Annotated in this window: 4 protein-coding genes; 3 read left to right on the top strand and 1 reads right to left on the bottom strand. The window is 67.4% G+C overall.

The window, feature by feature from the left end; translation table 11 throughout:
- On the bottom strand, positions 1-2,120 hold a 2,120-nt coding region (locus tag CXY91_RS21310), incomplete at its 3' end, for a hypothetical protein (protein WP_158673534.1).
- Between the two features lie 353 nt (positions 2,121-2,473).
- On the opposite strand from CXY91_RS21310, the gene CXY91_RS21305 reads away from it, so the two are divergent.
- The 3 genes from CXY91_RS21305 to CXY91_RS21295 all read left to right on the top strand — a co-directional run bounded on the left by CXY91_RS21305 (position 2,474) and on the right by CXY91_RS21295 (position 6,332).
- Positions 2,474-2,935 (top strand): MerR family transcriptional regulator, encoded by a 462-nt coding sequence (locus tag CXY91_RS21305; RefSeq protein WP_100963162.1) that lies wholly within the window; start codon positions 2,474-2,476, stop codon positions 2,933-2,935.
- A 261-nt stretch (positions 2,936-3,196) separates the two neighbouring features.
- Positions 3,197-4,993 carry an acyl-CoA dehydrogenase C-terminal domain-containing protein gene (locus CXY91_RS21300; protein WP_100963161.1) on the top strand — a complete coding sequence of 599 codons (1,797 nt, stop codon included), beginning with the start codon at positions 3,197-3,199 and terminating at the stop codon, positions 4,991-4,993.
- 130 nt (positions 4,994-5,123) lie between these two features.
- Positions 5,124-6,332, top strand: a complete 1,209-nt coding sequence (locus CXY91_RS21295) for an acetyl-CoA C-acetyltransferase (RefSeq protein WP_091831945.1) — start codon at positions 5,124-5,126, stop codon at positions 6,330-6,332.
- Position 6,333 lies beyond the last annotated feature (1 nt).

Below are 6,333 nucleotides of genomic sequence, written 5' to 3'. Positions count from 1 at the left end.
CGCGGCAGGCGCGTCTCGGCGACGAAGCGCTCGGCCATCGGGGCAGTGGGAGCCACCGCCCGGATCTCGTCGGCCGCAGCGGGCGTGCGCACGCGTGGCGTGGCTGCGCCACCGCGCCTGTCCTCGCCCAGCTCGGCTTCGAGATCGCCGAGGCGACCGATGATGGTCTCCAGCGTCCGGTGCACGGCGCCGATCGCATCCTGGGTCTCGCGTCCGGTCGAGACATGGGTCTCGCGCAGGCCGCTCATCAGGTCGCTGAGTTCCGACAGGCTGGCGCCGCGAGACGGCGGCAGGTCGGCCATGGCGGCGCGCTCGGCCGCCGCCGTGGTGTCCTCGCGCATGCCCTGGAGATGGACGACGAGGTCCTGCAGCGTCCGTTCGATGCCGTTTTCGGCAGAGCGGGTCGCGGCCTGTTGGTCCAGCCGCTGGGTCAGGCCGGCGATCTGGCGCTCGAGCGCATCGAAGGAATCGGAGCCGGCGCCGGGTCGGCCAGCCTCGTCGATCTTGGCGGCGAGGCCGCGCAGCATGTCCTCGACCGGGCGCATGTCGACCCGGGCGACAGGTGTGCCGCCGTCATCCGTCATCTGGGCGAGCCTGCTCGAGGCGGCGAGCTGCTCGATGCGATCGGTCAGCGTCTCGATCCGGTCCTCGAGCCGGCTCGGCGGCCGGTCGGCCAGCTCTTCGAGCTTGATCACCAGCGATTCGATGCGCTCGGCGAGCTGGTTGGAGGCCGGCCGGCCGATGGCGTCGAGTTCGCCGAGGCGGGCGACGAGCTGGTCGACCTGCCCGTCGATCACCGAGGTCGTCATCGTCGGTAGCGTGTCGAGCTTCTGGGCGAGCGATTCGACCTGGCGCGACAGGGCCAGCAGCGGGGCGCTGTCACCGGTGCGCTCGCGCAGGCGATCAGCGTGCAGGCTCTCGCGCACATCCTCGATCGCCAGCGACAGGCTGCGCAGGTCGCGGGTGTCGTCGCGCAGGCGCCCGACATCCGAGGTCAGGGCGTTGAGCTGCAGCGACAGGTCGTCGAAGCGCCGGCCGTCCGGCGTGGAGACGATCTCTCGCAACTCGGCGAGTTCGTTCAGGATCGGAGCGATCAGCTGGCGGTCGCCGCCGCGTGCGGCGAGCGCATCGACCTTGGCGGCCAGATGGGCGACTTCGAGCTCGAAGCGGTTGTAGCTTTCCTGCGAGCGCCCGTCGGACAGGCGGCCGATCTCGGCCTCGATCCGCGCCAGCGGCTTCAGGATGGGGTCGAGCCGCTCACGCCCATCGAGGCGGTCGAGCCTGGCTCCGAGCTCGCTGATCGCCCGTTCGAGCGGCTTGTAGGCGGCGCGCTGCTCCTCGACCCGCATCGCCGGCTGGGCCGGCGCGATGCGATCGTTCAGCTGGCGCAGATCCTCGCGCAGGCTCGCGAGCGTCGGCGCGGCGGTGGCAGGGCGCTCAAAAGCTGTGGCGGCAGGGCGCTCGAAGACTGCGGCGCGCGAATCGCCGTCGAGGGCGCGCTGGCGCGAGCGGATGTCGGACACGGCGGCGGCGAGACCGTCGCGGCTGAGCACGACCGGGCGCGTGGCTTGCGGCTGGGGCGCCGGGGGGGCAGCCGGCCTGCGGCTGGCTTCTTCGGCCCGGCGTTCGATGTCGGCGAGCCGGGTACCCATCGTCTTGATCGCGTCGGCGATTACGGCGGTGGCACGCTCCTGGCGCTCGACCGTGGCGCGCTCGCCATCCGACAGGCGGCCCTCGGTGCGCTCGATCCATTGCGCGATCGAGTCGAGCGCGCTTGCGGTGCGCGCATTGCTGTCGCGCGTCAGGCGCTCGGCCATGGCGGCCTGGGTTATGAACGCGTCCATGCGGTCGCGCGAGAATTCGGGTCTGGCTGGGGCGGCCTGCGGGGCCGCAGCCGTCTGCATGCCGCCTTGGGAGAGGCGGGCAAGGCGCTCTGAGAGCGCGGCGATGTCCTGCTCCTCGGCGTGCTGTGCGACGGTCTCCGGTCCCCCGGCCTCTTCGCGAATCTTGTTGTCGAGCCACTCGCCGAGCGTCATCCCGGCGCGGCGCGCGGCCGCCTTCGCCGCGTCACGTGTGCGCGGATCGACGCCCTTGACGCTCCAGGGCAGGCTGGTCGCCATGTCACGCTCGCCTCGAGGGGCAATCTCGACCAAAGGCGCTTGCAGCCCCCTCAGGCGGCGGCGCCCTTGCGATCCCGGCAATCATGAACATCGGGTTGATGCGAATGATACTGCAGACCGCGGCACCGACTTTTCGCCGTCACGGTAAATAGAGCGTTAAGATCGAGGCGCCGGACGTTAATTTTCCGGAAACGCCTGCCGAGGCAGGTTGCCCAGGCCGGGCATAACGGTAACTTACCCCCGGTTGGCGGCTAACGACGTGACGTAAGGGAGCCGCCTCGCCTACATTGCCGGCAACGCAGGGACGCCTTCCGGTGGGTCGCCGTCCTGCTTCGCAACCTTAAGGAACAGATATGCCGCGCCAAAGCTCAGCTCTGGCGGCCACCTCAAGTCACGACGGCCGCTCCGCCTCCCCGCAGACCCCGAATCCCGCCGAAGCCGATGGCTTCACCATCAGCGACCTCGCCCGCGAATTCGGGGTCACCCTGCGCACGTTGCGCTTTTACGAATCGCGCGGCCTGCTCGCGCCGGCACGTTCCGGCCTGACCCGGATCTATTCCGGCCGCGACCGCGCCCGGCTCGCCCTCATCCTCAAGGGCAAGCAGCTCGGTTTCACCCTGGTCGAGATCCGCGCCATGCTCGCCAACGAGGAAGGCAAGGAGCTCAAGGGCAAGGAACCGTCCGCCTCGGTCGGCGGCCTGCAGCTCAGCCGCAGCCAGATCGCCGAGCAGCTCGAATTGCTGCGCAGCCAGCGCACCGAGATCGAGACCGCTATCGCCGAGCTCGAAACGACGCTCGCGCGCCTCGACGCCTGAAGCGGCCCGGTCGCCTGACCGGCTCACCTCGCTGAGATAATGATGCCCCGAACCTCGCAGGTTCGGGGCATTTTTCGTTTGCGCGTACTGCGTGCGCGGCGCCAATCTCTCCCGACTGCGCTGTCCGGAAGAAAAAGTGGGCTGGCCCCTTGGCAAGCTGCGGCTAGATAGTTTATATGTGAACTATCTCGAAGCGCCGCTGTCCTATCGAGCTGGCAAGCTTCGTCACCAAAGCTGTACGAAACGCCAGGGAGGGATGCGATGCCGGTCTACAAGGCGCCTGTCGAGGACACGCTGTTCCTGCTCAACGACGTCTTCCAGTTCGAGCGTTACAACAACCTCCCGGGTTTTGCCGAGGCGACGCCGGACCTGGTCGAGGCCGTGCTCGGCGAGGGCGCCAAGCTCTGTGAGGAAGTCCTCCAGCCGATCAATCATTCAGGCGACCAGGAAGGCTGCAAGCGCAATGCCGACGGCACGGTGACGACGCCGAAGGGGTTCAAGCAGGCCTATGAAACCTACGCCGCAGGCGGCTGGATCGGCCTCGCCATGGATCCCGAGTACGGTGGCCAGGGCCTGCCCTACACGCTCGGCGCCATCATGAACGAGTTTTCTTCCTCGGCGAACATGGCCTTCTCGATGTACCCGGGCCTGACCATGGGCGCGATGGCCGCGCTCTATGTCCACGGCACGGACGAGCAGAAGCGCACCTATCTGCCGAAGATGGCCGAGGGCACCTGGTCGGGCACGATGAACCTGACCGAACCGCATTGCGGCACCGATCTCGGCCTGATCAAGACCAAGGCCGTGCCGAACGGCGACGGCTCATATGCCATCACGGGCACCAAGATCTTCATCTCGGCCGGCGAGCAGGACATCACCGAGAACATCATCCACCTCGTGCTCGCCCGCATCGAGGGCGCGCCGCAGGGCGTCAAGGGCATCTCGCTCTTCGTCGTGCCGCGCAACGAGGTCGGAGCCGACGGCTCGGTCGGCGCGAACAACAAGGTGTCCTGCGGCTCGATCGAGCACAAGATGGGTATCCACGCCAACTCGACCTGCGTCATGAACTATGACGGGGCGAAGGGCTGGCTGGTCGGGGCCGAGAACAAGGGCCTCAACGCCATGTTCGTGATGATGAACGAGGCCCGCCTCGGCGTCGCGATCCAGGGTCTGGCCCAGTCCGAGGTCGCCTATCAGAACGCTGTCGCCTACGCCAAGGACCGTCTGCAGGGCCGGGCCCTGACCGGCGCCAAGAACCCCGACAAGCCGGCCGATCCGCTCTTCGTCCATCCGGACGTGCGCCGCACGCTGATGTCGATCAAGGCGTTCAACGAGGCGGCCCGCGCCTTCGTCATCTGGAACGCGATCAAGTCGGACATCGCCCATCGCTCCGGCGATGACGCCGAGCGCCAGGCCGCCGACGACCAACTCGGCCTGATGACGCCCGTGCTCAAGGGCGTGCTCACCGATGTCGGCTTCGACAATGCGGTGAAGGCCCAGCAGATGTATGGTGGCCATGGCTACATCGCCGAATGGGGCATGGAGCAGTTCGTCCGCGATGCCCGCATCGCCATGATCTACGAGGGCGCCAACGGCGTGCAGGCGATGGACCTGGTCGGCCGCAAGCTCGGCCGCGACGGAGGCCGCGCCATCATGGCTTTCTTCAACGAGGTCGGCGCCTTCGTGAAAGACAACGAGGGCGATGAGGCGCTGAAGCCGCTGCTGGCCTCTCTGCAGCTCTCGTTGAACCATCTGCAACAGGCGACGATGTGGTTCATGCAGAACGCGCTCGCCAAGCCGGACAATGCCGGCGCCGGTGCGCATGACTACATGCACCTGCTCGGCCTGGTTAGCCTCGGCTATATGTGGGCGAAGATGGCCAAGGTCGCGCAGGAGAAGCTCAAGGCCGGCGCCAATGGCCAGGCCGAGCGCCTAAACGCCAAGCTCGTCACCGCGCGCTTCTTCATGGAGCGCTCGCTGCCCGAGACCGCTGCGCATCTGGCGCGGATCACCTCCGGCTCCGACGCCACGATGGCGCTGAGCGCCGAGCAGTTCTGAACAGCGTCGTTGCGAGGAGACGAAGCCGACGAAGCAATCCAGGAGCGGCAGAGCTCTACGGTCTGGATTGCTTCGCTTCGCTCGCAATGACGGCTAGGTTGCCCGCAAAACGTCCGATGGGAGGCCCTTGATGGCTGATGCTTTCATCTATGACCATGTCCGCACTCCGCGCGGCAAGGGCAAGGCCGACGGCTCCTTGCACGAGGTCACCGCGATCGAACTGGGCACGCAGACCCTGCGCGCCATCAAGGAGCGCAACAATCTCGATACCAAGCTGGTCGAGGACGTGGTCTATGGCTGCGTCGATCCGGTCGGCGAGGCTGGCGCCGACATCGCCCGCACCGTCGCTCTGAAAGCCGGCTACGGCAAGGAAGTGCCGGGCGTGCAGATCAACCGCTTCTGCGCCTCGGGCCTCGATGCGGTCAACCTCGCCGCGGCGCAGGTCATGTCCGGCCAGAAGGAGATGACGATCGGCGGCGGCGTCGAGAGCATGTCCCGCATCGGCATGGGCGCCTCGGGCTTCGGCATCGCGGTCGATCCCAGCGTCGCGATCGACACCTACTTCATGCCGCAGGGCGTCTCGGCCGATCTGATTGCGACCAAGTACGGCTTCTCGCGCGACGATGTCGACGCCTATGCCGTGCGCTCTCACAAGCGCGCCGCCAAGGCCTGGGAAGAGGGCCGCTTCAAGAACTCGGTGATCCCGGTCACCGACGTCAACGGCCTTATCATCCTCGATCGCGACGAGACCATCCGCCCGGCGACCGACATGCAGGCGCTTGCCGCGCTCAAGGCCTCCTTCGTCCAGATGGGCGAGATGGGCGGCTTCGACGCGGTCGCGACCGCGGCGCATCCGGACGTCGAGTTCGTCAACCACGTCCACCACGCCGGCAACTCGTCGGGCATCGTCGACGGCGCTGCCGCCGTGCTGGTGGGTTCGAAGAAGGCCGGCAAGGCCGCGGGCCTGAAGCCTCGCGCCCGCATCAAGGCTTTCGCCACCACCGGCTCCGATCTCGCGCTGATGCTGACCGGCCCGGTCGACGTCACCGAGCTCGTGCTCAAGAAGGCCGGGATGAGCGTCAAGGACATCGACCTGTTCGAGCTGAACGAGGCCTTCTCCTCGGTCGTGCTGCGCTATCAGCAGGCCTTCGACATCGACGACGCCGTGCTCAACGTCAATGGCGGCGCCATCGCGATGGGTCACCCGCTCGGCGCCACCGGTGCGATGATCCTCGGCACCGTCCTCGACGAGCTCGAGCGCACCAACAAGCAGACCGCTCTGGTCACGCTGTGCGTCGCTGTCGGTATGGGCGTCGCCACCATCATCGAACGGGTTTGAG

Origin of the sequence: Allobosea sp. FBZP-16, assembly GCF_002831785.1 — a bacterium.
Taxonomy (GTDB): Bacteria; Pseudomonadota; Alphaproteobacteria; order Rhizobiales; family Beijerinckiaceae; genus Allobosea; species Allobosea lupini.
The sequence above is the reverse complement of the archived record's forward strand: the minus strand, read 5'-3'. Positions and strand labels throughout refer to the sequence as shown.

Coding starts and splice junctions, on each gene's coding strand:
- CXY91_RS21305 (WP_100963162.1), top strand. CDS start 2,474: ATGCCGCGCCAAAGCTCAGCTCTGGCGGCCACCTCAAGTCACGACGGC.
- CXY91_RS21295 (WP_091831945.1), top strand. CDS start 5,124: ATGGCTGATGCTTTCATCTATGACCATGTCCGCACTCCGCGCGGCAAG.
- CXY91_RS21300 (WP_100963161.1), top strand. CDS start 3,197: ATGCCGGTCTACAAGGCGCCTGTCGAGGACACGCTGTTCCTGCTCAAC.